19 protein-coding genes are annotated in these 26,140 nt (G+C 51.1%); 2 read left to right on the forward strand and 17 right to left on the reverse strand.

Annotated elements, in window-relative coordinates:
• Window positions 1-32: 32 nt before the first annotated feature.
• From ABC831_RS20410 to ABC831_RS20460, 11 genes are all read right to left on the reverse strand, one after another.
• Complete coding sequence (locus ABC831_RS20410; protein ID WP_343249914.1) at window positions 33-2,117, reverse strand: FtsX-like permease family protein; 2,085 nt, start codon at window positions 2,115-2,117, stop codon at window positions 33-35.
• Between the two features lie 4 nt (window positions 2,118-2,121).
• Window positions 2,122-2,865 carry an ABC transporter ATP-binding protein gene (locus ABC831_RS20415; protein WP_343249915.1) on the reverse strand — a complete coding sequence of 248 codons (744 nt, stop codon included), beginning with the start codon at window positions 2,863-2,865 and terminating at the stop codon, window positions 2,122-2,124.
• Window positions 2,866-3,026: 161 nt separating this feature from the next.
• Window positions 3,027-4,124, reverse strand: coding sequence for a sensor histidine kinase (locus ABC831_RS20420; protein ID WP_343249916.1), 1,098 nt, complete (start codon window positions 4,122-4,124; stop codon window positions 3,027-3,029).
• Window positions 4,109-4,786: a response regulator transcription factor gene (locus tag ABC831_RS20425; protein WP_343249917.1), complete on the reverse strand. Its 678-nt coding sequence runs from the start codon at window positions 4,784-4,786 to the stop codon at window positions 4,109-4,111. Before ABC831_RS20425 ends, ABC831_RS20420 begins: the two co-directional genes overlap by 16 nt.
• A gap of 114 nt (window positions 4,787-4,900) precedes the next feature.
• A complete protein-coding gene (locus ABC831_RS20430; RefSeq protein ID WP_343249918.1) occupies window positions 4,901-5,113 on the reverse strand; it encodes a hypothetical protein in 213 nt (70 codons plus the stop codon).
• Window positions 5,114-5,128: 15 nt separating this feature from the next.
• The gene (locus ABC831_RS20435; protein ID WP_343249919.1) at window positions 5,129-5,359 is read right to left on the reverse strand and encodes a PF20097 family protein; all 231 of its coding nucleotides are present in this window, start codon (window positions 5,357-5,359) and stop codon (window positions 5,129-5,131) included.
• Between the two features lie 108 nt (window positions 5,360-5,467).
• Window positions 5,468-7,054 (reverse strand): FGGY-family carbohydrate kinase, encoded by a 1,587-nt coding sequence (locus ABC831_RS20440; protein WP_343249920.1) that lies wholly within the window; start codon window positions 7,052-7,054, stop codon window positions 5,468-5,470.
• Between the two features lie 95 nt (window positions 7,055-7,149).
• Complete coding sequence (locus tag ABC831_RS20445) at window positions 7,150-8,889, reverse strand: FAD-binding oxidoreductase (RefSeq protein ID WP_343249921.1); 1,740 nt, start codon at window positions 8,887-8,889, stop codon at window positions 7,150-7,152.
• A 64-nt stretch (window positions 8,890-8,953) separates the two neighbouring features.
• Window positions 8,954-9,319, reverse strand: coding sequence for a DUF1667 domain-containing protein (locus tag ABC831_RS20450; protein ID WP_343249922.1), 366 nt, complete (start codon window positions 9,317-9,319; stop codon window positions 8,954-8,956).
• Window positions 9,316-10,659, reverse strand: coding sequence for an NAD(P)/FAD-dependent oxidoreductase (locus ABC831_RS20455; protein ID WP_343249923.1), 1,344 nt, complete (start codon window positions 10,657-10,659; stop codon window positions 9,316-9,318). The genes ABC831_RS20450 and ABC831_RS20455 overlap by 4 nt, the downstream gene beginning before the upstream one ends.
• Entirely contained in the window at window positions 10,643-12,346 is a 1,704-nt protein-coding gene (locus ABC831_RS20460; protein WP_343249924.1) for an NAD(P)/FAD-dependent oxidoreductase, read from the reverse strand. Before ABC831_RS20460 ends, ABC831_RS20455 begins: the two co-directional genes overlap by 17 nt.
• 802 nt (window positions 12,347-13,148) lie before the next feature.
• Here ABC831_RS20460 and ABC831_RS20465 point away from each other — a divergent pair.
• Window positions 13,149-13,721 carry a TetR/AcrR family transcriptional regulator gene (locus ABC831_RS20465; protein ID WP_343249925.1) on the forward strand — a complete coding sequence of 191 codons (573 nt, stop codon included), beginning with the start codon at window positions 13,149-13,151 and terminating at the stop codon, window positions 13,719-13,721.
• A 366-nt stretch (window positions 13,722-14,087) separates the two neighbouring features.
• Here ABC831_RS20465 and ABC831_RS20470 read toward each other — a convergent pair whose 3' ends face one another.
• Both ABC831_RS20470 and ABC831_RS20475 read right to left on the reverse strand, forming a co-directional pair.
• Complete coding sequence (locus ABC831_RS20470; protein WP_343249926.1) at window positions 14,088-17,837, reverse strand: phosphoribosylformylglycinamidine synthase; 3,750 nt, start codon at window positions 17,835-17,837, stop codon at window positions 14,088-14,090.
• 512 nt (window positions 17,838-18,349) lie between these two features.
• A complete protein-coding gene (locus ABC831_RS20475; protein WP_343249927.1) occupies window positions 18,350-19,654 on the reverse strand; it encodes a cation:proton antiporter in 1,305 nt (434 codons plus the stop codon).
• 187 nt (window positions 19,655-19,841) lie between these two features.
• Here ABC831_RS20475 and ABC831_RS20480 point away from each other — a divergent pair, with 187 nt between their 5' ends.
• Window positions 19,842-20,720, forward strand: coding sequence for a LysR family transcriptional regulator (locus ABC831_RS20480; protein ID WP_343249928.1), 879 nt, complete (start codon window positions 19,842-19,844; stop codon window positions 20,718-20,720).
• Here the strand turns inward: ABC831_RS20480 and ABC831_RS20485 are convergent.
• From ABC831_RS20485 to ABC831_RS20500, 4 genes are all read right to left on the reverse strand, one after another.
• A complete protein-coding gene (locus ABC831_RS20485; protein WP_343249929.1) occupies window positions 20,705-23,071 on the reverse strand; it encodes an ATP-dependent DNA helicase in 2,367 nt (788 codons plus the stop codon). The genes ABC831_RS20480 and ABC831_RS20485 overlap by 16 nt on opposite strands.
• Before the next feature lie 176 nt (window positions 23,072-23,247).
• Window positions 23,248-23,475: an HPr family phosphocarrier protein gene (locus ABC831_RS20490; protein WP_158343987.1), complete on the reverse strand. Its 228-nt coding sequence runs from the start codon at window positions 23,473-23,475 to the stop codon at window positions 23,248-23,250.
• A gap of 319 nt (window positions 23,476-23,794) precedes the next feature.
• Window positions 23,795-24,574, reverse strand: a complete 780-nt coding sequence (locus ABC831_RS20495; RefSeq protein WP_343249930.1) for a TIGR03915 family putative DNA repair protein — start codon at window positions 24,572-24,574, stop codon at window positions 23,795-23,797.
• A gap of 34 nt (window positions 24,575-24,608) precedes the next feature.
• Window positions 24,609-25,952 carry a putative DNA modification/repair radical SAM protein gene (locus tag ABC831_RS20500; RefSeq protein WP_343249931.1) on the reverse strand — a complete coding sequence of 448 codons (1,344 nt, stop codon included), beginning with the start codon at window positions 25,950-25,952 and terminating at the stop codon, window positions 24,609-24,611.
• Window positions 25,953-26,140: the final 188 nt, after the last annotated feature.

Here is a 26,140-nt window from a genome sequence, read left to right on the forward strand (position 1 = left end):
TATTTCCCCAGATCCCCTTCCGGGCCGGTATCCTAAGACACCAGCCCGATGGACCTGCGCACAGCCCGTTTCCTCAGCAGAAGAAATAATACCATCTGCAAGAAGCATACAGCCAGTGACAGTAACACCGCAACCCACGTGACGGACTTCACCTGGCTGACCGCCGTGGCCCCTACGATCTGATGGACCAGCAGGATCGCCGCAGTACATCCACAGATCGTCGGGAAAAAATAGACCAAAGCAATCTGTCTGGTGATAAGGGATGCCAGATCCTTCTGCGAAAGCCCCAGGCGGACGGCCTTTTGATAACTTTGCTGGTCCTGCCAGACCGTATTGGATAGTTTTATACTGATGATCAGTGTGGCGGCCAGAAAAGTGACCAAACTGGCAAAAGAGACAAGCAGGATATAGATCGCCCCTGTTTCCAGTTTATTCGCAGAAGCATCCGCCCTGGAAAATGGATAGAGCGTATCCCATCGCGCGGCATACAGCTCATTCCCCTCATAAGGTATATAGATATCCTCGGGAGGAGGGCCGATTCCCAGTGTATGCTGTTTGACCGCCACCGCACTTTCCAGAATATTATCCCAGATCATTCCTCCTGAAGCCTCCACGGTCAGCTGACGCAGATCCTGATAAAACGCCTGTTCCTGCTCGCTGCCCTGTGCATTGACATCAAAAAAATAACCCTGTAACTTATATCTTCCGGTAATCTGCCGGCTGAGTTTCTGATATGTCCTGTCATGCAGAATAACCAGATCGGAAACCGCCACCGACTTATTGATATTATTTTCCCCTATGATACCGTCCATGGTCCGCAGGACCAGATCCTCCGAAAGATCCGGATGATACAACAGGGTATCTCCGGTAAAGGTACGAAACGCAGACTCCCGGTCGGCAAATCCTATATTTTCCTGAAAAGGTATGCATCCGTCTTCCGGTATCTCTGTTTGGATACCCGTCAATGCCAGAAAGGTACTCTGGCTGGTAATCAGTTCAGACCCCCACTCATTCATGGATGGATCCGGATACCGGTGTTCCCTGGCCATAATCAGGAACTCACCGTCTACAAAGCGCCGGGGCTCAAGCCCGTGTTCTTCAAGCAGCCCATGGATCGCCTCCCCTGTTACCTGCTCTTTCTCCCGTTCGTCTGTCAGCACCGCAAATTCATAGGGCGACTTTTCAATAAAATAATCCATTTCGATAAATGCGGAGCTGTTAAACCCTATACCGAAGATCGTTACGGCAATCAATACAGAGGACACAAACAAGGCCAGTGTGTATTGCTTCCCTTTTTGCCGGATCAGGTTATAGAACAGAAGCTGACGGAAATAGGCTCTCTGCGAAAAATGTCGTACCACATTTCCCACAGAAGTAACCTGGAACGCGATCAGAAAGATCCCCAGGATACTGACTAATATAAACAGGAACGGCAGCTGCCCCAGAAATCCGTCCTCTTTGCTGCTCCATCCAAACAGGATCAGGCCGGCGGGTATCAGGAAAAGCCCCAATATTCCCGGCCATATTTTCGTGCTTCCCTTTACTTCCTGCTCCTCCTTTGTATGCATAATACGGATAATCTCCGCCCTCATCAGTTTTCTTTTGTTGACCAGCCAGAGGATAGGGCCTGCCGCTGCCGCGAAAACCGCCGCAAAAACCACTCCCTTCCATCCAATCCGAAAGGAGGTTTCCGCAGTGTGCAAAAACAATGTGCATATACTCCAGCAGATCCATGCCGCCGGGACACTAAGCAGAATCCCGGCCACAGAACTCCCTCCATACAGCAGGGCAAACTCTCTTTCTGCCATATCGCATACATTCCTGGTACTAAGCCCCAGTGCCAGCAGGATTCCCGTCTCACCCATCTTATTTTTCAGATATACCGTGTTGACGTAGATAAGAAATACGGATATCCCAAGGGCGGAAACCGCATACATGGAAACCGCGATCAGATAGGTGGAACCATCCGCAATCAGCACTTGCGTTACGGTTGGACTGAACAGAAGAATCCCATTCGCACCTGATAAAATGATGCTGACAGCAACAGCAAAACAAAAAACCAGATTCTGTCTCAGATTCTTCCGTGTCATTTTCCGGACAATTTCCTGAATCGTCATCCGTTCACGCCTCCCCCAGGTAGTGCAGGATTTCCTCCATAAAGCCCCTGTCACTGCCGTTTTTTATCCATTCCCCCCGGATCTCCCCGTCCTTCAAGGTAATCACCCGCCCGGTTCTGGAGGCGGCTTTGGCGTCATGGGTAACCATAAGGATGGTGGCGCCGAATTCTTCCTTTGCTTTTAAAAATGCGTCCATAACAGCTTCCCCGGATCTGGAATCCAGATTCCCCGTCGGCTCATCCGCCAGGATCAGCAGCGGATGATTGGACAATGCCCTGGCCACGGCTACCCTCTGTTTTTGTCCGCCTGAAATCTGTGCCGGATATTTTAAGGTAATATCGCTGATTCCGAATTGGCGGAACAATAGTTCGGTATCGGTAATCATTTCTTTTTGCTCTTTCCCGGCAATCACCTGGGGAAGATATACATTTTCCTGTGTAGTCAGGCTGTCTAACAGCATGAAATCCTGGAATACGTAACCTAATTTTTTCTGTCTGATCTGCGTCAGTTCCTCCTGCTGCGCATGCAGGATATCCTTACCGTCTAACAGCACTTTTCCGCTGTCCGCCTTCAAAAAACCGGATAAGACGTTCAACAGTGTGGTCTTTCCGCTGCCGGAAGGGCCCATCACCGCCGCAAATTCTCCCTGTCTCACATCCAGGTTCAGATCTTTTAACACCGGGCAGTCCAAATTGTTGGTATGATATGTTTTTTCCAGATTTTGAACCGATAAGATTGTCTGTTCCATGTGAAGTCCTCCTTATTGTTATCACTCAGCCAGAGAATTTTTTATGCAGCAGGGCCCTTTCCGGCGCATAAAAAACTCTCCTGAGATTTAAGGAGAGTTTACCGCATATTTTCCAATTCTTTCTCTATTTTCAGACCTCTATCTATTCAGAAGCCATATTTTCATATGCCCGGTTCTGGCTTTACGGAAAAGGTAAGCGTGGCGCCAGCCCCGCCCTGCTTCCGGTTATATATTTCCAGATCTCCGCCGTGATTCCTGCATAAGGTCCGGCAGATGGCAAGCCCCATCCCGCATCCGGCGGAGGATTTTCCCTTTGCAAAGGGTACCGGCCCTTCTGCCAGCTGCTTTGGTAAAAAGCCCGGGCCGTCATCCTCAATGGTAAATTTCAGATACTCCCTGTCACTTTGCAGCCTAAGGGTTACCCGCTTATTTCCACAGCAAAAAGCGTTCCGCAGTACATTTTCCACAGCCCGCAGTATGGCTTCATAATCATATACCGCCGTCTCTATCCCAAAACTGCCCGTAATGCAAAACGTCCTGGGGTATTCCAGGGCCAGTTCTTTCATATATTCTTCCATATCATCCAGCAACGGCTTCAGGGAATTCTTCACCGGCTGCACCGGCGTATTTTCCAGACGCTGTATCTCATTCATCATCGTTACATACTGATGCATATGCTCCACATGAAATGACATTTTACGGACAGCATCCAGCACTTTCTCCGGATCATAATCCCCCGCAGGCAGCAGGACTTCCAGAAGATCCAGCTGGCCTTTCAGCACGGTAAGCGGCGTACGCAGGTCATGGGCAAAAGCGGCGTTCACCTGCCTGCGCTCCTCCGCCATCTTCCATGCACTTTTGTTGCTGTGTTCCAGTGCTTCCCTCATTTTTTCGAAACCGGCGATCAGGCTGCCGAATTCATCCCCCGCAGGGTACTTAAGGTGAAAATCCAGATCGTCCTCCTCGATCTTGCGAGTACCCATCCGCAGCAGATACAGGGGCTTGTTCATTTTGATACGGAAAAACAGCGCAACTGCCGCTGTGATTCCAACCAGCATCAGGAAAAACAGTACAACATACATCACATTGTCATAATAAAGCTTCTGGTCCGCCGTCATCCTATAATCCCGATAAGGGCGTATGGTAAGATGAATCGCGAAAAAGAAAAAGACGGAAACAATCAGTCCCGCCACGATCATCAGAATCAGCAGCCGTTTTAATGGCTGATCCAACAGAAACTTCTTTATCTTGCACACCATTGATAGCCCACCCCCCAGATCGTGCGGATATATTCTTCGCCTGACACCGATTTTAATTTCCCGCGGATCCTGCGTATGTGTTCCGCAATTACGCTGCTGTCCCCGTCCGCATCAAAACCTCTGATTTTTTCATAAATCCTTTCCCGGTCATAGATCTGCCCGCTTTGCTCCGAAAGCAGTTCCACGATATCAAATTCCGTCTTTGTCAGGGTAATCTGTGTTTCCTCAAACCGTACCGTCCTCTGGCTGTAGTCAACAGCCAGCTTTCCAAAGAACCGGACAGCGGAATCCGCCGAATTCCGCGCTTCCCTGCGCAGGTGCGCAGCTACCCTGGCCCCCAGTTCCCTGATCCGGAACGGCTTTAATATATAGTCGTCACCGCCGGACGCGAATCCCCGGATCCGGTCCTCCTCCTCTACACGGGCACTCAAAAACAGAATCGGACAGCTGACGTAGTCCCGGATCTGGCGGCAGATCTGCATTCCGTCCACATCCGGCAAATTAATATCCAGCAGGATCAGATCCGGATGGAACTTTATCTTCTCAAGCGCCTCGGCTCCGCTCCCGGCGGTAAACACCGTATACCCCAGGTACAGAAAATATTCCTTCAATACCGACAGAATATCTTCCTCATCATCCACAAGTAACAGTCTGCCGTCCATATCGAACCACCTCCTGTCTTATGATATCCGTTACTTCTCTATATTTTTTCTATTTTTCCCGATTTCCATACAAAAACCATTCCCGCAGTCTGGCCGGCGATCCCCCCGGCTTTCTCACCACGCTTCTTTTTCTTTGCACAGTTTATCCACCCGAAGCACCTGGGTCCTTACTATACTTCCGCAGTTCGTGCACACCGTATGCTCCAGCGGGCTGCCGTTGCCCACCATTCTGCCTGCAGGAAAGATACCATTTCCGGCAGGGGTGGCTCCCTTTACAAATTCGTTGCCCCCACAATACGGGCATGTATCCATTTTAATTTCTTTCATAACCAATCCTCTCTTTTAATCATGCATTCGTAAATCATCCTGATCAATCAGAAACTTCCTGCACTGCTCACAGTAGAACACCTTTACCGTCACCCCGTCCGTCATGGAGGTCAGCTTAATCCCTTTTACCAAAGGCGTGAAATTCAATAATCCCTTATCCTTATCAGCCGGAATCCATTTGAGAGCATATCTGTCCTGCGAAATAACACCAACAACCATCTCTTTCTCACAATATGGACATTTCATAAGATCATCCTCCCTTCTCAAATTTCCATTGATTGACCCTCTTTTTCACCTGAGGTGAATTTGGGACAGTGTATATCCTGCTTTTATAACCGTATTATAACACATCTCTCACCGCTTTTCATAAATTTCATGAAGCCTGGCGTACAGCGGTGATAGTCTGCCGTATATCTTTTTAAATATCTCCTCATAGAGAATCCGGTAGATTTCGTGCTGTTCCATATCCGGGCGGAAGGTATCCCGGACAGTAACCATCTGCTCCACCGCCTCCTTATAATCCTTAAATACTCCCATACCGACAAAGCACACGATCGCGCTGCCGATTCCCGAGACCTCATGGGACTGCGCCCTCTTCACCGGCAGGCCGAACATGTCGGCCGTAATCTGGCAGATCTCATCGCTCTGGGCTCCTCCGCCTCCCACGAAGATCTCCTGAAATGTGTGGCCGGACTGCTTTTCCAGAAGCCGCATCCCATCCAGCAGGGCAAAGTTGATCCCCTCAATAATGGCCCGGTAAATATGTATTCTGGTATGCACGTCGGAGAAACCGATGATCGCCCCCTTTGCGGAAGGCATGGTGGTATTCGGCGTAAAGTAAGGCTGAAAAATCAAGCCCTCACACCCGGCCGGTATCTCCTGTAACCGGCGGTTCAGCAGTTCCTCCGCAGGTATCCCCAGTTCTTCGGCCGCTGCCGTCTCCTTCTGGGCAAACTCCTTTTTAAACCAGGACACCAGCCAGTATCCACGGTAGATTTCTATCTCCGGATTATAATGTTGATTCAGGATGGCTGCATATGGCGGAATAAACCGTTCCGGCTCCACATACCGGTCTGTGGTAAAAGATACCGTGGCTGTTGTTCCAAAACTTATGGCTGCCTTCTCCCGGGAAATACATCCCAGTCCCAGAATCTCACACGCCTTATCCGACCCCGAAGCGATCACCGGGAGCCCTTCCCTTAGGCCTGTATCTGCCGCGGCGTCCGCCTGAATACATCCCAGACTGCTGCCCGGCTCCCGGATTTCACACAATTTTTCCGCCGGAATATCGAACACCGGCCGGGTCAGCGCCCCCTTTTTCTGCCAGTTCCGCTCCCTGTGGTCGAACGGCACATGACCTGCCATGCTGGCCGCAGAGTCTGCCATGTTTCCGGTCAGCCGGAAGATCAGGTATCCGCTGATCAGCAGAAACTTGTATGTCTTCTCCCATATTTCAGGCTCATTCTCCATGACCCAGTTACACCTGGATTTCCGGTACTGCATATCGGCCGTCTTATCCATCCCGATGCTTTTCAGCATGACCCGGGCCATTTTGGAGAAGCGGGGCCGTCCCTTTGCGCTCCGGTTATCCAGCCACACAAAGGCATTCCGCAGGGGCTTCCCCTCCTGATCCACACAAAGAGTTGTATCCCGGATCGTCGTGACCGATACCGCCTCGATCTTCTCCCATTCTTCCGGACAGATTTCCTTTAGTTTTGCAGCCGCCTGACATATTTTTTCATAGTAAAAATCCGCTCTTTGTTCCGCCCAGTCCGTTTCCGGGGAGAGATAGGGAGGATCATGCTGTTCCGCCGCCTTTGCCTTTATTTCGCCGCGGTTGTTCACCAGCAGCGCCCGGGAGCTCTGCGTCCCCACATCAAACACCAGTACGATACGTTCCGTAAAGCCTTTGCCCGCGTTTTTGCTTATACTCTCCTCCATACCCCTGCCTCCCCTTCTAATTCCTTCAAAATACACGATCGTTTGAACTTCTGCCAGAGCCATTTTCCTGCCGGATTCCTTCCGCCCTGCTTATCTTACTGTATATCCTCCCTCAGGAAACGCTTCTCCTTCTCCTCCAGATCAAGTCCCAGGGTTCCCCCCGGATTCATCATATAATCCGGATCAAAATAATCTTTCAGCGCTTTGAATACCCCGTACTCGTTCCGGCCAAGCTGACCTTCCAGCCAGGGCGCGAACATTTTCCCGATTCCATGATGGTGGCTCATGGAGGCTCCTGACCGCTGGATCGCGTCCAGGATCGTGGCATGATAAGCCTTGAACTTCTCGGCATCGCTCATCCTGGTGATAAATATAAAATACAGATTCGCCCCCTGCGGATAGCAGTGGGACATATGTGTGGTCACGATGGTATTCGGCAGCCTGTGGCATACCTCTCTTACTTCCCTGTGAACCCGGGCCATATTCGACCAGTTCACCGTACATTCCAGCGTATCCGTCATAATACCAAAATCCAGCATGGTATCCCGCAGATATGGATCGTTAAACCGTCCCTTTTCCCAGCTTTTGGTCACATAGGAGGTCAGGCTCATACCGCCGTACCGTCCGGCGATCCGTTTTATATTCTTCGCCACATTTTTGGCAAAGCCTTTTTCCCCGTCACTAAACCCCAGGAACAGGCAGCGTTCCATATCTTTATATCCCCTTATGTCCAGAAGCTTTTGCAGCGGAGTCTCATCCACGTTGTAAAGGCGCAGCATCAGATTCGTCTCCTCCGGATCAGACAGCCGGAATACGGAAGAATAGCCGGCTTCGCACTGCATCATCTCCCTGGCCGCCTCCATGGCCGTACTCCAGTCTTTAAATATATAGGAGAACCGCTTTCTATTTTCCGGCATATAGCGGAATATCCGCAGCGTAACCTCCGTCAGCACGCCGAACGTCCCCTCCCCGCCCATCATAATCTGGTTTAAGTTCGGCCCGGTAGCCTCTCTGGGATAGGGACTGGTCTTCACGGCTCCGATGGGGGTGGCGTATTTCTGCCCTGCCACGATATCGGTAATACAGCCATAATAGGTGCTGTTCTGACCCGCTCCCCGGGTAACCACCCAGCCTCCCACACTGCTGTATTCAAAGGACTGGGGAAAGTGCCCGCAGGTATACGGCCGCTTTGCCCCGAACAGCTCCTGCGCCCGGTTCAGGGTATCCTCAAGCTTGGGCCCCGACATCCCGGCCTGGACCGTGATCGTCTGATCCTGCTCCTGAAAGGACAAGACCTTGTTAAACCGCAGCCGCATATCCAGGGAAACTCCGCCCCTGACCGGTTCCACCCCTCTCGTGACACTGCTGCCGCCGCCGTAGACATACAGGGGAATCTTATGCGCAGTACAATACGCGACGATCCGCTCCACCTGTTCCGAAGTATCCGGATACACCACCACATCCGGCACACAGTCCACCCGCTTCTGACGCAGGCGCAGGGCGTCATAGCCAGTCTTTCCGTAAGCCACGGAAAGCCGCTCATAATCCCCGGTCGATACAAAATCCTTTCCCGCGATCTCCTCAAACGCTTTTATATGTTCCTCAGCCAGGGTGCAGGGAACCGAAAGCTTCACCTCATCCATGCCGATATCACCGTCGTAATGCTCAAAGTCTTCGTCGGTCATCTGAAATTTTTCTTTTATCATTTTATAGAGGCTTTCCTTTGGATATTTCACAAAATCCGGATCACCCCAGCGGAAAATAGAACGGTAGCTTTTCTCAGGAGCCGCCTCCTTAACCCAGGCCGGCTCAAATCCTTTATACGGTTTATTCATCGTGTTCCTCCTCTTTTTTGCTCCCCGGCTTTCCGCCTTCGTTTTCCTTTGCGGTACTCTCCTTTTAAAGATACCTTAAAAGGCTGCTGGTTGCAATCACATCCACTCCGAGCCCCAATATATCCGGCACAATCACATCGCCTCTGCCGACCGGTTCCTTTAGGACCACCCGGTTGATCTCCTGCATGACATCTTTGATCCTGTCTTTCGGTATTTCCGCCGAAACCCTTACCGGCAGCACCGGCGCCGCCGCGAACTCCGTACGGACCGTAGTACAGATGGTCCGCATAGGGCGGAGCAACTCCTCTTTCGCAAACTGCTCTCCCCGCCTGCACAGGTTTCCGGTTACCCGGATGCTGTCTAAGTCCCCCTCCACGGTCAGGGCGCAGCCGTTTGGGCATACGATACAGGTAAGTTTTTTCATGCTCATCCCATCCCCTCTTTGATTTCAAACCGAAGCTGACCGCCCCTTTGAATCGGATATTTTCCAAAATCGATCTCCAGCCGCTCCATCTCCGGCGGCTTCAACCGGCTGTATTTTCTGGTATACACCACTTCCCCGTCAACCGACATGGTAAATACGGCGTTCTTAAGCACCTCCCTGCTTCGAAAATAGAGCACCGCCTTTTTGTCCCGGTCCTGCCAGCGAAGCTTATGGGGTACCAGGTATAAAAAAGAGTCATCCGCCGAAAAGTCAAGACACACTCCGGAATCCGAGTCATCCGCCTTACCCGCGTTTTCCGAAGTGCCAACGGCCATACCCGCCTTACCCGCCGCATAGGCCGCGGCATTTTTTCCAGCCAGCTCCCCGCTTTCCGATACATAGTCCACCAGATCGTTTACATGAAGCGCATTTCCACAGGAAAAGACCCCCGGTACCTGTGTCATAAACCGGTTGTCGCAGACCGGGCCTTTGGACGCTTCGTCCATCGGTACCCCCAGCTGCCCGGCCGCCTCATTTTCCGGGATCAGGCCCACCGACAGTATCAGACCGTCGCATTCTATGATTCGGGAGGTCCCGGGAACCGGCTTCATCTGACCGTCCACCTGTGCCACTTCCACCGCCGTAAGCCGTTCCTCTCCAAACACCCGGGTGACGGTATGGGACAGATACAGCGGTATATCAAAATCCTCCAAACATTGGACCAGATTCCTGGTGAGTCCGGAAGGCGACGGCTTTGCCTCATATACTCCCAGCACCACAGCACCTTCCAGGGTGAGCCGTCTGGCCATGATCAGCCCGATATCTCCGCTGCCCAGTATCACGCACCGCTTCGTGGGGAGCTGCCCCAGCAGATTCGTAAAATGCTGCGCCGTCCCCGCCGTAAATATCCCGGCCGGCCGCGTCCCGTGAATCAGAACCTGCCTGGCTGTTCTCTCTCTGCATCCCGTGGCCAGTACTAACGCCCCCGCCTGATAATCCGTAACCCCGTCACGGTTCACCACGCTGACGCAGAATCCTTCCCCGTCCTTTTTCAGCTCCGTGACAAAGGATGAGGTCAGAAAATCGATTCCCATTTCCAGTACTTCATCAATAAACCGTTCCGCGTACTCCGGCCCGGACAGCTTCTCCCCGAACCGGACGAGCCCGAACCCGTCATGGATACATTGCTTCAGGATACCGCCGAGACGTTCCTCCCGCTCTATGATCAGCACCCGGCCGCCGGCCCTGTGCGCCGCCAGCGCGGCGGCCAGACCCGCGGGCCCGCCGCCGATTACGATCACCTCATATGCTTTCATCCAATCATCCCCTTTACTTGGTTCTGCCATAGGTGATCACCGACCCGCTCCCGGCCTTTCTCACCTCGGACAGGTCCGTATTCTCTTCCTCACAGATAATCTTCGCAACCAGCGGCATACAGAATCCGCCCTGACACCGTCCCATCCCCGGCCGCAGCCTCTTTTTGATCCCATCCACCGTAGCTGCCGGCACCGGGGAGTGCAGCGCGTCCAGGATTTCCCCTTTGCTGATTTCCTCGCAGCGGCACACGATCACTCCATAATCCGGATTCTCGTGAATCAGCCTGCTTCTCTCTTCCTTCGGCAGTTCACGAAGCCTGGGAATCCCTTTCCGAACAGGACGAAACTGCGGGTTTTTCTCCACCTTCCTCTCACGGCTAAGCTCTTCCACCACCATTTTTTCCACATCCAGAGCCACCGCCGGTGCTGTGGTCAGTCCGGGCGACTGTATACCGGCACAATGGATCAGGTTTTTCGTGCGTCTCCCTTTCTCAATAATGAAATCTTCCTCAAAAGTAGCTGCCCGGACTCCTGTAAAATAGGTAATAATATCTCTCTGCGACAGCTTTTCTACCGTATGTACCTGCTTTTGGAATACAGCGTCAATGGAAGCCTGCTCCGTAGCAAAATTCTCTTTCTCATAAGTTTCCACCGCATTGGGCCCCACCAGCAGGTTATCATCCACTGTATGCAGAATTCCCCCTCCCTTGGTATGCCCCGTCTCTTTTTTCAGCGTCTTGAATGACACGATGGACCTGGTCAGGTAAGCGGATTTTTTATCCAGGATGGAATTCGTCCCCCTTCTGGGATGAATCGAGTAAAAACGGTCCTGCGCCATAGCGGCGATGTCCTCCGCAAAGGTTCCGGCGGCATTAACCACGATCCCCGGCCATATCCTGCCCCGGTTCGTCAATACGCTCTGAATCCTACCGTCCCGGACCTCCATGGAAAGTACCGCTGTATTCAATGAGATCTCCGCCCCGTTGGCCGCCGCGTTCTCCCCATAGGCGATCGTAAGGCCGTACGGACAGACACAGCCCGCGCTCTCATTATAAAGGGCAAACTGAAAATCAGGGTTCATCTCCGGTTCCATCTCCTGCAGCTTTTTTCTTCCGATCACCTGTGTATCCTTCACACCGCAGATATATTTTCTCTCCCAGGCATACATCCGGACCAGCGGATAACTCCACCAGCCGTGAAATCCCACATACTGTCCGCACCGCTTAAACGGTACATCCAGCTCCCGGCACACCCTGTCGTACATCCGATTCCCCAGCAGCACATAGTGCTGCTTTAAGCTGCCTTTCTTCAGGTCCACACCCGGATGAACCTCCCCGTCATTTCGTCCTGACGCCTGGACCGCCAGGTCCGCCTCCTTCTCCACCAGCAGCACGGACAGCTTCCATTTCATCAGCTCTCTGGCGATACTGGTCCCGGAAATCCCTCCGCCGATAATCAGCACGTCCGGCCGGGCCCCCTCCAGAGCAGAGTCGCTCCGGGCCGGCAGACGCATCGGTTTTGGCTCAGCTCCCTCCAGGACGATGTCATTCACCACATGCTTATTTCCCTTTTTACTCACGCACATACTGCATGCTTCCACAACATCCTCCCAGGAATCCAGCCGGCCGGATACCACGATGCGGTCCGCTTCTTCCCGGACCTTCACCCGGTCCCCGAACCGTTTGTTGAGCCTTTGATTCCTCTTTTTTGTGTTCATTTTACCACGTGCCTTTCCGAGTCGCCTATGCGACCGACTTTCTTTGAGTTCATCGTATCAAAAGGAGAGGGAAAAGTCAATGTTGGGTTTTGGGGGGCCGGGGGAGAAATTTGGGGTGGTATGGAGGCTGGTGGCGGAGGGGGGCTCGGCTGGATGGAATTTCCCGGGTCTGGCGGCGGGGGCTGGCATATTGGCCGGGAGCGGGGCTGTGGGCTTGCGCCGGCAGCTGCTAAATAAAAACGGGCCCGCGTGGTCAGGAACCGGGGCTATTCGCCAAGAACATTGGATATGTTCTCGGCTCAGAGCCCCTTGCGTGTCGGCATGGAACGCCGCCACGCATCCTGACCACGCGGACCCGTTTTTATTAAGCTGCTGCTCGGCCGCCCAATGCCCCGCTCCCGGCCAATATGCCAGCCCCCGCCGACAGACCCGGGAAATTCCATCCAGCCGAGCCCCCCTCCGTCACCAGCCTCCATACCGCCCCAAATTTCTCCCCCTGCTTTAATATTTGCCAAATAGACACTATGTCTTTGATTTTTACTATGTCTTTGATTCTTACTATGTCTTTGATTCTTACTATGTCTTTGATTCTTACTATGTCTTTGATTTTTGGTTTGGTTTTATGGTTTATAGTATTGGGGAATTAGGTGGGGAATTGGTATGACGGTCTTGAATAGACTTTTTGGGGGCTAACGGCTATAATGAATATATTGCTGAATACCACTGACTTTTTCATTTAGTATATAGGGGTATAGTTTAATGATTTATAGCGGAATATGATTCATATGCAGGAGGGTTTTATATGGCAGCGCCGAGAAAAGATAATGTGAAAGAACTGATTCTGGATTCTGCGGAGTCTTTGTTGGAGAATAAGAAAACGACGGATATTTCCCTTGCTGAAATAGCAAGGACCGCGGGTGTTTCCAAAGGGACTCTTTATTATCATTATAAGAATAAAAATGAGGTGTTTCTGGATCTGACGAACCGGTATCTGGAGGAGCAGTGGAATCATCTGATCGCCTGGACCACCGATGAGTCTAAGGATACCTCTTTACACCGTTTGGTAAAATATGTATTGGAGCGGGATGTGTCTACCGTGAGGATGCGTCTGCACTTTTTTTATGACGCTATGATGGGAAATGAAGAAATAAGGCAGAAGCTGCTTTCCTGGTATGCCAGGTTCGCCGGCCTGATCGGGGAAAAGATCGGTGAGCGGACCAGAGTGATTGATCCTGAATATCTATCCTGGCTGATTCTTCTTCTCTCAGACGGCCTGTTCATCCATCAGACACTGCAGAATTCAAAATTGGACACGGAGGCATTCATTGCCCAGACCGCAGAATATATGAAACTATTCAATAAAAAGCAAGAATAAATCACTTCCTACAATCTCTGAAAACTTCGACCGGTGTTCCATCCGCATGAATAATGCGGCACACAAGTGAATGACGATTGAAAGGATAAATATAGAATTGCACAAAAATATGGTCTTTTTGGTTTTATGACTGCTTTACCTACCATACCGGAATTTTTTCCGAATAACTGGCAGCGCATTTTTAAATAAGGGGCTGTCGGGAAATGAATAAGTGATACCAGTTATGGAACAGGATTACAGGTTTCATATCAATATCTGGTATGCTGTTTTATTTCCCGACAGCCCCTTATTAATCTACTTTATGATAGTCGCCGCCACCCGCAAAACAGAGTATAAAGGAAAGCAGCAGGGGCCGAAATCTATTATTTATTTAAAGTACGCCACACCGGACTCAAAGATCTTCAAATCCTGCTCGCCATAGATGTTGACAGCGACGGATTCCCCGCGTCTCTCCACGTGGGCCATCTTACCCAGGCATCTTCCGTCGGGGCTTGTGATTCCCTCGATGGATGCGTAGGAACCATTTACGTTCCACTCTTCGTCCATCGTGGGGGTCCCCTCCGGGGTTACATACTGGGTTGCCACCTGGCCATTTTCAAAGAGTTTTTTGATCCATTCCTCGCTGGCTACGAATCTTCCCTCTCCGTGGGATGCCGGGCTTACGTAGGTTTTGTTCAGCTCAGCCAGGGTAAGCCAGGGGGATTTGTTGGATACCACTTTGGTGTAGACCATCTTGGATATGTGCCGGCCGATGGTGTTGTAGGTCAGGGTGGGGGAATCCGCGGTCTGGCCGGTGATATCGCCGTAGGGTACTAGGCCCAGTTTGATCAGGGCCTGGAAGCCGTTGCAGATTCCAAGCGCCAGTCCGTCCCGCTCGTTAAGGAGCTTCCTGACGGCTTCCTGGATCTTCGCGTTGCGGAACGCGGTGGCGAAGAATTTGGCGGAACCGTCCGGCTCGTCTCCTGCTGAGAAGCCGCCGGGGAACATGATCATCTGTGCCTGCCCGATTCCTTTTTCAAATTCTTCCACCGAATCTCTGATCCCCTGGGCATCCAGGTTGCGGAATACTTTGGTGATGACTCTGGCCCCAGCCCGGCCGAAGGCTTTGGCGCTGTCGTACTCACAGTTCGTTCCGGGGAATACGGGGATAAATACGGTGGGTTCGGCCAGTTTATGGGTGCACACATGAACCGTTTTTGCATCGTAAACCGGTGTTTCCAGCACGTTGGTGTCTTTGTGGGCTTTGGTCGGGAACACTTTTTCCAGGGTTTTCGTCCAGCTGTTCAGCGCTTCCCCGATCGGAATCCTCACATCCTGATATTCCAGGCTGTCGCTTCCGGTTACCTGCCCGATGACCGTATAGGTTACGGACAGTCCGCTTAACTTTCCATCGGGCACTTCCGCCACCAGGCTGCCGAATCCGGGGGCGAACAGATCCTCGGGAGATACGTTGTGCTCCAGGCGGACTCCGATTTTATTGCCAAATGCCATCTTACTGACAGCAGTGATCATACCATTTCCATCCACGGCGTAGGCGGAGATGATCCGGCCGTTCTGGATATCGTCGCGGAATTTTTTGTACTGGTCCATGGCCTGCTCGTAATCCGGCAGATCGTAGGCATCCCGGTTGATTTTCACCAGTATCAGCTTGCTGCCGGCCTTCTTAAGCTCCGGCGTAATGATATCCTGCTCTTTTGCCACGTCCACCGCGAAGGAGACCAGGGTCGGGGGCACGTCGATGTCGTTGAAGGTGCCGGACATGCTGTCTTTCCCGCCGATGGAGGGCAGTCCCAGTCTCAGCTGGGCCTCATAGGCGCCCAAAAGGGCCGCGAAGGGCTGGCTCCAGCGTGTGGGCTCATTCCACATCCTGCGGAAATATTCCTGGAACGTAAAACGGATTTTCCGGTAATCGCCTCCGGCGGCCACGATCTTCGCCACGGATTCCAGTACCGCGTAGGAGGAACCGTGGTAAGGGCTCCAGCTGGACAGGTACGGATCGAACCCATAACTCATAAGCGTAACCGTATCACATTTGCCTTTCAATACGGGAAGCTTGGCGGCCATAGCCTGAACCTCGGTCAGCTGGTATTTTCCGCCGTGTGGCATGAACACGCTGGCCGCTCCGATCGACCCGTCGAACATTTCCACCAGCCCCTTCTGGGAGCAGACATTCAGGCCGGCCAGGGTATTCAGCCATGCCTTTTTCACGTCGCCGACCGGCTCTGTCCGGAAATAATTGTTCTCTTCCGGCATCTGGACACACACATCTGTTTCCTGATGCGCGCCGTTGGTGTCCAAAAACGCTCTGGATATATTCACAATTTCTTTTCCACGCCACAGCATAACCAGTCTGGGCTCTTCGGTTACGACCGCGGCTTCGGTGGATTCTAAGTTCTCTTCCGCCGCATATGCCATGAACTGTGCCACGTCTTTGGGGTCCACAACCACAGCCATACGCTCCTGGGATTCTGAGATCGCGATCTCCGTCCCGTCCAGTCCCGCATATTTCTTCGGAACCTTGTCCAGATAAATGTGAAGTCCGTCTGCCAATTCACCGATGGCCACGGATACGCCGCCTGCGCCGAAATCGTTGCATTTCTTGATCAGCCGGCTCACTTCGGGCCTCCGGAATAATCTCTGCAGTTTCCGCTCCGTGGGGGCGTTCCCCTTCTGCACCTCGGCGCCGCAGGTCTCGATGGACGCTTCCGTATGCACCTTCGAGGAGCCGGTAGCTCCGCCGCAGCCATCTCTTCCGGTTCTTCCGCCCAGCAGGATAATGATATCGCCCGGATCTGAAGTCTCTCTCACCACGTCTTTTCTCGGAGCCGCGCCCAGCACCGCGCCGATCTCCATACGCTTCGCCACGTAGTTCGGGTGATAGATCTCTTTCACCAGCCCGGTAGCCAGTCCGATCTGATTTCCATAAGAACTGTAACCGTTCGCCGCGCCCCGCACCAGCTTTTTCTGGGGAAGCTTACCTTTGAGCGTCTGCTCCATCGATACCGTCGGGTCCGCCGCGCCGGTTACCCGCATAGCCTGATACACGTAGGTCCTACCGGACAGCGGGTCCCGGATCGCGCCGCCTAGGCAGGTCGCCGCGCCGCCGAAAGGCTCGATCTCTGTGGGATGGTTATGTGTTTCATTTTTAAAATTGACCAGCCATTCCTCCGTAACTCCGTCGATCTCCACCGGAACCACGATGCTGCACGCATTGATCTCATCGGATTCCTCCTGGTCCTCAAGCTTCCCTTCCGCCTTCAGCTTTCTCATAGCCATCAGCGCCAGGTCCATCAGGCAGACGAATTTATCCTTCCGGCCTTTCAGCAGCTCCTCCCGGTCCGCCAGGTACTGCCGATAGGTCTTTTCCATAGGAGCCCTGTAATAACCCTCTTCAAATTCCACATGTTTCAATTCCGTGGAGAACGTGGTATGGCGGCAGTGATCCGACCAGTAGGTATCCAGCACCCGGATCTCCGTCACTGTCGGGTCCCTTCTCTCCTCTTCCAGAAAATAATTCTGAATATGCTGAAAATCCTGAAAGGTCATGGCCAGATTCAAGGAATCATAAAGACCCTTCAATGTCTCCTCATCCATCCGGACAAACCCGTCAAATACAGCGATATCCGCCGGCTCCTCAAACTCAGTAACCAGCGTCTCCGGCTTCACAAAATCCGTCTCCCTGGAATCCACCGGATTAATGCAATAACTCTTAATCTGATCCAGCTGCTCCTCATCAAACTCACCCCGGATCACATAGGCCGTAGCCGACCGGATCACCGGTTCCTCATTCTCATTTAAAAACCGCACACACTGGACGGCGGAATCCGCCCGCTGATCAAACTGCCCCGGCAGATACTCTACCGCAAAAGCTTTTTCACCAGCCTCAAGCGGAAACTCCTCCTCATACAATATATCAACCGGAGGCTCCGAAAACACCGAAAGACAGGCTTTCTCATAACTGTCCTCTGTAATATTCTCCACATCGTACCGGATCAGTACCCGTACTCCCTGTACCCCACTGATCCCCAGATAACTTCTGATATCCTCCAGTACCTCATTCGCTTTTACCGCATACGGCGGCTTTTTCTCGACATAAACTCTTCTTACGTTACTCATGATCAACCTCCTGATTCCGATTACACTCATGCATCCTGTTATCTATTTTATCACATTCCGTTAAATTAGTACAATTAATATACTTAATCGTTTTTATAAGTAATACTAATATATAAATTTACCATCCGCCATAACTCCCATCTAAATCTAATCATAATATCCCTGCGCCGTCTGGCCGGGCCGGGGTTTTTCCGGGCCGTGAAGGGGGGAGAGGGAAATCTTCCGTTCCGGTACTTAAGGCGCCCGAGTAAAATCCTAATGAAATCCGCCCCGGCTGTTATGGGCGAAAGGCTGTTTTCCAAACAGACTTTCTGTGGCTTCTGAGCTGCGAATGCATCAGCATTCGGGGCGAATAAGCCACGCACCCATAACAGACGGGGCGGATTTCATTTAGATTTTACCGGCGATAGCCTTAAGTACCGGAAGGGAAGATCTCCCTCTCCCCCCTTCGCGGCCCGAAAAAACCCCGGCCCGGCCAGACGGCGCAGGGACACGCAGCACCACGTCCCCGTTTATTTCCGAAAATTTCCTTCCCCTTCCTCATACTGCCCGTTTCGAAGTTTGCTGAGTTCTTCGTAGTTACGCGACAAGCTCTCGGACTCCGGAATCATCTCCATCTCCGGGCTCACCGTTACCGGCCCTCTGCGGAACACCGGTTTCAACAGAATGGGTGTGATAATCGTAGTAATCACGACCACCACCACCACAGGCCCCAGGAAGGCTGAGCCCAGCAGTCCTAATTGCGCTCCCTTGCTGGCTACGATCAGAGCCACCTCACCTCTGGAAATCATTCCGATACCGATCCTCCAGCACTGATAGTTCTGATAGCCGCACACTTTGGCACCCAGGCCGCAGCCGACCACCTTGGTCAGAATCGCCACCACTACCAGGATGACAGCAAACAGCACGATACTGGCCGTCATATTCGGAAGCTCCACCTTCAGGCCGATGCTGGCAAAAAAGACCGGGGATAGGAGCAGGTAGGATAAGGTATCGAATTTGGAGGCCAGAAACTGGGTTTTCTGGGTTTTGGAAATAATCAGGCCCGCGATAAACGCCCCGGTGATATCCGCCACTCCAAACCATACTTCCGCTACGTAGGACATCAGAAGGCAGAACACAAAGGCGATGATAGCATGGCGGTGTAGTCCTCTCGGCGCGGAACCGCTCCACTTTTCATAAATTTTATAAAACAGGAAGCCCGCCACCAGTGCAAAGACAAAAAAGCCGACGATCTTCAGAAGTACGATCCAGATATTGACCGTACTGTCCGCCATACTGGTGATCACGGTCAGCGCGATGATACCCAGGATATCATCGATAATAGCGGCACCTAATATCGCATTTCCCGACCGGGTTTTCAATTTTCCCAGTTCTTTCAGGGTTTCCACCGTGATACTGACGGATGTGGCGGTCAGGATCACACCGATAAACACATTCTGCAGGAACAAGGTGCAGGATGCATCGGAATCGATCACTCCCGGTTTGTTGAAGAAGTAGGCCACGGCGAATCCACCTGCCAATGGTACCAGTACACCGATCAACGCGATCAGGAAGGATTTTTTCCCTGTTTTCTTTAATTCTTCCATATCCGTTTCCATACCGGCGCAGAACATCAGAACGATGACTCCGATCTCCGACAGATCATGGATTAATACGGTCTCTTTTAACAGATTCAGCACAGCCGGTCCCAAAAGCAGCCCGGCCAGCAGAGCTCCCACCACCTGGGGCATATGTATTTTCCGCGTAAACAGTCCCAGTACTTTTGTGCTCAACAGTATCAAAGCCAGATCAAATAAAAAATCATATGGGTTCATCTCTTATCTCTCCTTTTTCCCTCACATACCCTATGTTTTGGTCCTCCAATTTTTTCCAATTTGCTAATTCCGGTTAATCTTACTACTTCTCATTTTACCTGTCAATCACTTACTACTGCTAATTTTACCTGTCAATCATTAAGATATTATGTTATAATATATCCATCATTTATAAGGAGTACTAATAATGGACATTAACTATGAGCTTTACAAAGTATTCTATTATGTAGCCGTGACTCTCAGTTTTTCTGAAGCATCCAAGCAGCTCTTTATCTCTCAGTCCGCAGTAAGCCAGTCGATCAAGGTACTGGAAAAGAAGCTGAATCAGCAGCTCTTTGTGCGCAGCACCAAAAAAGTGTACCTGACCCCCGAAGGGGAGACCCTGCTTCGCTATGTGGAGCCCGCCATCAATCTGATCGAACGCGGAGAAAACCAGCTCTTAGAAGCTGATTCTCTGGGAGGCGGCCAGCTGCGCATCGGCGCCAGCGATACCATATGCCGTTATTTTTTGGTCCCTTACCTGAAACGGTTCCACCGGGATTTTCCAAAGATTCACATCAAGGTTATGAACCAGACCTCCGTCAAATGTGTCGATCTGCTGGAAAGCGGACAAGTTGATCTGATCGTATCGAATTTCCCGAATTCCAGGCTGAACAACACACACCAGATCACAACGATTAAATCGTTTCAGGATGTCTTTGTGGCCAGCAGGCAGTTTTTTGATCTGGCCGATCATGAGGTATCTCTACAGGAACTGTTAGACTATCCGATCCTGATGCTGGACCGTAAAAGCACCACCAGCGAGTTTCTGCACAATCTGTTCCAACAGAATCAGCTGGACCTGGTGCCGGAGATCGAACTGACCAGCAATGATTTGCTGCTGGATCTGGCCGGAATCGGTCTGGGGATCGCTTTTGTCCCGGATTTCTGCCTGTTGAACAAGTCACCGGATCTTTATCCTCTGACGCTGCAGGAAAAGATGCCCCGCCGCCAGATCGTGATCGCCTATAATCAGCATCTGCCCATATCCCAGGCCGCCAGACAGTTTATTCAGTATTTTTCCTGAATGCGCCAGAAGTCATCCAGTTTCTGATCGATCGTGTGCAGGGTACAGTGTTCGTGAACAGCCCATTCCGGAGGAAACAGCTGCTTATACTGAAACTGCGTGAACCGGTCGTCCAGCAAAAGGATTACTCCTGTATCCTGATCCGTGCGGATGACTCTGCCCGCGGCCTGCAGTACCTTGTTCATGCCCGGATACAGATAAGCGTAGGAAAATCCTTCGCGCCGGGCCTGATGCTCGTCATAGTACTGTTTCAGGATTTCCCGTTCGTTGCAGACCTGCGGCAGGCCCGTCCCGACGATAATCGCGCCGATCAGCTGCTCCTGCTTCAGATCGATCCCCTCAGAAAATATTCCGCCCATTACACAAAAACCGATCAGCGTCCGGCCGGGATCAGTGGTAAACCGGGACAAAAATTCTTCTCTCTCCTGTTCCCGCATATTCGGCTGCTGCAGCAGACAGATACAGTCGGGCTGCAAAAGCAGCGATTGGAAGCTCTCATAAACCGCCTCCATCATGCGGTAGGAGGGGAAAAACACCAGATAATTACCCCTTTTATGAGAGACCGTCTTTTGTATATAGGAAGACATCCGCTGGTACTCCGCCTGTCCTCGCCGGGTATATTTGCTGCTGACGTCGCTTCCCACCAGCAAAAGTCTTTGTTCCGGCCGGAAGGTGCTGTTGGCGTATACCGCGTAATCCTGCATGTCTCCGCTCAATAGATTTACATAATACCGAAGCGGCAGCAAAGTCGCTGAAAAAAAGACCGCACTGTTTCCTTTATCTAAAAATCCTTTCAGGTTTCTGGCCGTATGAATGCAGAAAAGTTTCAGCTGGAAATTACCGTTTTCCATGTGCTCTGTGTAAATCTCATAGTTTTCATCCACCCGGTCGTATATATTCAGAAAGTCCCTGACCTGCATATAAAATTCAAAAACCTGGGTACGGGTCTCATCCTGTTCCCATTCTTCCAGAAATTTCTCCAGTTCCGCCGCAAGCCTCATAAGAGCCATGATAAAATCGCCGATGTCCGGCAGCAGCCGGTAGGTATCGCATTCTCTTTTCATAGCCAAAAGCCGCTTATTGCAGCTTTCCAATTCTTTTGAAAGCTTTGGCCTCACAGGTTTGACCACCTTTTTCAGCTCCAGGAAATCTTCTTTGACCAAAGCAGCGCTGTACATTTCCCTGGCCCGCTCCACCAGGTTATGGGCTTCATCGATCAAAAACAGATAGTCCCCTTTGACCCCGTCCGCGAAAAAACGCTTCAGATAAACCTTTGGATCGAACACATAATTATAATCACAGATTATTCCGTCGCACCATGTGGAGACATCCAGACAAAATTCAAATGGACATACCTCATATTCCATAGCATGAGCGCTTAAAACCTCTCTGGTAAAGTTATCTTCCTTTGAGAGCAGCGCGTAGACCGCATCATTCACCCGGTCATAATGCCCTTTCGCATAAGGGCAGTGATCCGGATTACATTCCATCTCATCGCAGGCGCACATTTTCTCTTTTGCCGTGATTATTACCGTCTTGTAACGCAGCCCCTGTTCCCGGAGCAGGGAAAATGCCTCACTGGCCACTGTACGGGTGATGGTTTTGGCTGTCAGATAAAAGATCTTATCTCCCAGCTCCTCCCCCACCGCTTTCACCGCCGGAAATACCGTGGATATGGTCTTACCGACACCGGTGGGCGCCTGTATGAAGAGACGTTTTTTCTGATACATGGTGCGGTATACCTGTGCGGCCAGTTCCTTCTGGCCCTCCCGATAGGGAAAGGGGAATTCAATGTTATGAATGGAAGCCTTTCGAATCTTTCTCCATTCGAACTGAAAATCAGCCCACTTTCTATATTCTTCCATAAGTTCCCCAAACCACTTCTCCAATTCCGGGAACTCATATTCCGACTCAAAATATTTTACAAATTCCGTATCCAGGTTCACATAGGTCATCCGAACCGCGATATGGGCAAGCCCCTGTTCCCGCCCATAGATATAAGCATAGCATTTTGCCTGTGCGAGATGTACACCTATCGGCTTTTCCAGATGTTCCAGGTCCATATAGATTCCTTTAATTTCGTCGATCAGGACTGTTTCCGTTTGTTCCTGAATTCCGTCAGCCCTGCCTTCCACACATATATCATAATCCCCAGCCGGCACGGTGATCTTCAAAGGAACCTCCGCCCGGTAACCGGCGCCCATCTGCCGCTGGATCTTCCGGTGAATTCTGCTTCCGGCCTGCATCGCTTCCGTATCTTTCCCGGCTTTCCTCCGGTTATCGATATCCCCTTCCCGCAGAATAAACTCCACCAGGCTGCGCACCGATATCTTTATCACTGTATCCGACATCTTCCTATCTCCTTCAGGTCTTCTGTACCCTATTATCCCCTTCCCGCCGGGCCGCGTCAAGAAGGAAACCTGTGTACCGCCTTTGTCCCAAATTGAAAATGCCCCCCATCCCATATAATCTACAGGATAGAGGGCTCATTGTTCCGCATCAAAATCAGTGAATAAGTCGCATACGGTTATGCAATCGAATATTTATCCAAGATGTTCTCAAACCGGAGGTCATTTCCGCCGTAACGAACTGTCAATTCTTTGGTCAGGTCCATGCTCAAAACGCCCAGGATGGACTTCGCATCAACCACAAAGCGATTATAAAAAATATCTACATCGAAATCACATTTCTCAGCCGCGGCTACGAACTCTCTTACATCTTCTGTTGCGGACAACTTGATTTTTCGTTTCTCCATAGCAAACACTTCCTTAAATAAAATAGAACTAATACATGTGGTATCGATTTCGTTTGAATTATCCCACTATTTAGTCTATTTGTCAATTCTGTCCAATGTTCCCAAATTTAACCTGTTTTTAACTAAATTTGTAATTTTTTAATATGACCCTATTGGATTTTTCATTATTTCGCACAAAAGTGACAATTTCAAAAAGAGTTTCCCGTTTGCAAAAACCAAATTTTTATTCATTCTGCACCGAATGTGTCGACAAAATTCTGGCGAAATGTAGATAACATAATGCCTTTTATCCGCAGTTTTAAGCGGAACAATGCCTCTCTTACCGGATTTCCCGGGTAAATTCCGGCATATAAGTCCTGAACCGCAGCGGCAGATTCTGACGCTGAAGCAATCGGTTCTCCCTTGCCTGGATACTGATGCTTTTCGTAAAAAGTCTCCACAGCTGCCGGAACTGGTCCTCCTCCCGGCTGATATCAGCAAGCCACTGCTCGTTCAGCGTCTGGCCCTGCATCAGCCCCCAGCATCCTCCTGCCTGATGCATCAGAAAAAGCTCCCGCCCCTCATCATAAATCACCCAGTTTTCCTGCGGCAGCCGGTCGGCAAAATGCGGTCCGATCAGAGTAAGGGCATTATTCTTCGGCCGAATCCGTGAAAACAGGATTCCCCCTTTTAACTCCTGAAACCGGATAAAGCCTGTCAGGTGATGTGCCTCATAGCCCGCCTGGCGGCTCAGCTCGAATACCCGGCAGACATTCGGATCCGCCAGCGCGTCCATAACCTTCTTCCCATTTGGCATGGACAGTCCTTTCACAACAACCCGATACAGCACATCCGCCTTCTCAGGAGCGCAGGAAGCCGCCGCCTGGCAGATAATCTCAAACACCTCGTCCCCCAGCCGCCTCTTCAGCGTACGGGCCACCTTTTCCGCTTTTTCCCCGTCAGTCACAACCTCCACATACCTGGCAAACAATTCCATTGTCTCTTCTGATTCTATGATCAATTTTACATTTCCATGACCATACCGGCTGTCCCAGGCATCATAGATGCCGGTGAATATCCCGTCCAGGCTGTCTTCACAGACAAAAATTACCTTTTCCACATCTGGTTCCCTCCGTTCATCCGATCACTATTCCTCAGATCTGTCCGCCCACAGCCTGCAGCCGTTCTTCCATGGTAGGATCACGGGTCAGTTTCATATCATCGAATAATGACAGCTGCCGATAGCGGACCTCCTCTTTGTGCACCGGAAGTTTTTCATCCAGATTCAGCAGATTCCTGGTGATATAATCTTCCTCAAGCTTCGTCGGATACATCATCTTCCCTTTGCAGGTAATAAAATACAGCGCTCTTTTCAGGACTACTCCCATTTTCTTGATATCCGCAAAATCCAGAACGCCAAGTTTTCTGGCCTTCACGATCCGCTGGGCGGATTTATTTCCGATTCCAGGCACGCGCAGCAGCGTATAAAAATCAGCTCTGTTAATCTCAACCGGGAACTGTTCCAGATGACGCAGCGCCCAATCACATTTGGGGTCCAGCAGCACATTAAAGTTCGGCTTATCTTCTGAAAGCAGTTCATCTGCCCGAAAACCATAAAACCGCAGCAGCCAGTCCGCCTGATACAGCCTGTGTTCCCGCAGCAGCGGAGGCCCTCCCGGCAGCGCCGGCAGACTCGCGTCCTCCGTCACCTGCACAAAAGCGGAATAAAATACCCGCTTAAGCGAAAACTGATCATACAAAGACTGGGCAACCGAAACAATCTGGAAATCCGTCTCCGGCGTAGCCCCAATAATCATCTGTGTGCTCTGTCCTGCCGGCACAAACTTCGGCGCATGACGATATACCATCAGTTCGTTTTTATTTTCAGCCATTCGGGTCTGAATCTGCCGCATCGGCTTTAAGATAGTCTTTCTATGCTTATTCGGGGCCAGCATCCTTAGACTGTCCGCAGTGGGCAATTCCAGATTAATGCTCATACGGTCCGCCAGAAACCCCGTCTGATCGATCAATCTCTGAGACGCTCCCGGAATCGCTTTCACATGAATATATCCCTGAAAATGCCAAACGGTCCGCAGCTTATACAAAGTCTGACAAAGCAGCTCCATCGTATAATCCGGACTATAAAGAACCCCCGAGCTCAAAAACAGACCTTCAATATAATTCCTTCTATAAAATCCCATCGTCAGCTCACATATCTCATCCGGGCTGAACGAGGCCCTGGGTATATCATTCGACACCCGGTTCATACAATACTTGCAGTCATATATACATTCATTGGTAAATAGTATCTTCAGCAGCGAAATGCATCTACCATCAGCGGAAAAGCTATGGCAAATCCCCGCAGCCACACAATTACCGATCCCCTTTCCATCCCCATTCCGATCCACGCCGCTGGAAGTACAGGCCACATCATATTTCGCCGCATCGGAAAGTATCTCCAATTTCTCCATCAAGCCCATCGACTGTCCTATTCTCATGAAACCGCTCCTTTTGCGAACATATGTTTGTATTATCCTATCATATTTGACCGAAAAAGGCAAGGGGGATTCGAATGTATGTTCTATTTTTTTAAAGGTCCGGCGGGAAATGGGGCGGGGGGAGAACCGGAATGTCTGTGGGGGAAAACTTCGGGACGAGCTAAGAGATATGGGAGGGGGGGGGGGGG

Origin of the sequence: Diplocloster hominis (assembly GCF_032380655.1) — a bacterium.
Lineage (GTDB): Bacteria > Bacillota > Clostridia > Lachnospirales > Lachnospiraceae > Diplocloster > Diplocloster hominis.